The organism is Frankia sp. AgKG'84/4, assembly GCF_023242965.2.
Taxonomy (GTDB): Bacteria; Actinomycetota; Actinomycetes; order Frankiales; family Frankiaceae; genus Frankia.
Genome location: NZ_JALKFU020001011.1, coordinates 1 through 1796, shown reverse-complemented (window position 1 = coordinate 1796; position 1796 = coordinate 1). Strand labels below are relative to the sequence as shown.

The following is a 1796-nucleotide window of genomic DNA, read 5'->3' as shown; positions in this document are numbered from 1 at the left end:
CGCGTGGACCCCGGCCGGCGGCGGGTCAGCCGCCGAGCTGGGCGCGGCCGCGGCGCAGGACCTCGTCGCGCCGCTCGCCGATGTTGCTCATGCCTGGGCGCCAGGTCATGGACAACATGCCCTCGAGCGCGTGGGCCTCGTCGAGGGTGGCCGCGTTCGCGATCCGGCGGTAGTGGGCGAACAGGCGGCGCACGCTGTGCTGGTCGTTGCCGGCGATGTCGCCGGCGAGGCGCCGCGCGAAGGGCAGCAGCTCAGCGTGCGCAACCACGTGGTTGACCAGGCCGAGGCGCAGGGCCTCCTCGGCGCCGACGAAGTTGCCGGTCAGCGACATCTCGATAGCGCGGCGCAGCCCGACGGACTGGGCGAGCAGCACGGTGATGCCGCCGCCGGGCATGACGCCGACGCGGGCGTGGGTGTCGGCGAACCGGGCCTTCTCCGAGGCGACCAGGAAGGTGCACTGCAACGCCAGCTCGAGGCCCCCGGTGACGGCGGGGCCGTTGATCGCACCGATGACCGGCTTGTCGAGGACGGGCAGGAACCGGAAGATCCCGTTGACGTCACGGTCGGGGCCGGCGCCCAGCGGGCGGGGCTCGGGCTCGGCGGGTCGCGGCGCCCGTCCCGCCGCCTCGCGCAGGTCGACGCCGGCGCAGAACGCCGGGTCGGCGCCAGTGAGGACAACGGCGTCGACCTCCGGATCAGCGCCCAGCGCCGTGACCGCGTCCCACAGCGCGTGCATGAGCGTCCGGCTCAGCGCGTTGCGGGCACGCGGACGGTTCAGCGTCACGGTCGCGACGCGGTCCGCCACCTCGACGAGGACGACGGGTTCCGCCTCGGTCGGTTGTGCCGTCACGGCGCTCCTTCGGGGTCAGGTACGCGTCCGGCCATGGCTCGTCGGGACCCGCAGGCCCGCCAGCGTACCGCGGCCGTGCATGGTCCACCGGCTCCGGTCAGCCCCCGGTGGGGCGGCAGGGCTTCTGGTCGGCGGTGGAGGTTTCGATGTTCGCCGCGGTCGCGGCGAGGTTCAGCCCGGTGGCGTCGGTCGTGGCGTCGGTGACGGTCAGCTCGAAGGGCAGGTCGCCGACGGGGATCGCGACCTGCGGGAAGTACTGGCCGAGGTTGCCGAGCGGGATGCTCAGGTTGAACAGACCCTTCAGCATGATCTGCGAGGGGACGAGCGTCACCTTGTTGTTGTGGACGGCGAAGGTCGTCACGCCACCGACCTGCTGGTCGCCGAACAGCGGGATGTTCAGCGTCGCGGTGATCGCCAGGCGGCTGCCGCCGTCGAGGGGGGTGATGTGCACGCTGCCGGGCTGGGTGGCGAGGTAGGCGTTGAGGTCGGCGTAGGTCATGCGGACCGTGGCCGCCAGATCGTCGATGCGGATGGTGCCGTCGCCGCCGGTCGCGAGCCGGAACATCGGGACGTGGATGCCGTGGGCATGGGCACTGATCCGCTCGATGCGGGGGCCGGTCGTGGGCAGGCCGGTCATGGTCAGGCCGACGTCGGAGAAGGATCCGGTCAGCACCTGGGTGAGGAACGGGAACCCACCGATGTGGACGTCGGACACCGTCGGCGGGGTGGTGTCACACGGCAGGTCGGCGAGTGCGCCGCTGCGGATCTGGCTGGCCATCGCCCGCTGGGCGACGATGACGGCGAGCCGGTCGGCGACGACGAACTGCGCGAGGAACGCGACCAGAACGACGGCTGCGATCAGCGCGAGGCGCCGCCCCGAAGCGAGCGGCCGCCGGGGGCCGGCCGAGCGGCGCCACCGCGGCCGACTGGCCGTGGTGGCCACCGG

2 protein-coding genes are annotated in these 1796 nt (G+C 73.1%); both read right to left on the bottom strand.

Annotated elements, in window-relative coordinates:
• Positions 1-25: 25 nt before the first annotated feature.
• Positions 26-850: an enoyl-CoA hydratase gene (locus tag MXD58_RS26850; RefSeq protein WP_248837106.1), complete on the bottom strand. Its 825-nt coding sequence runs from the start codon at positions 848-850 to the stop codon at positions 26-28.
• Positions 851-947: 97 nt separating this feature from the next.
• Positions 948-1796 (bottom strand): LmeA family phospholipid-binding protein (locus MXD58_RS26845; protein ID WP_284678898.1); only part of this gene is annotated, 849 nt, incomplete at its 5' end.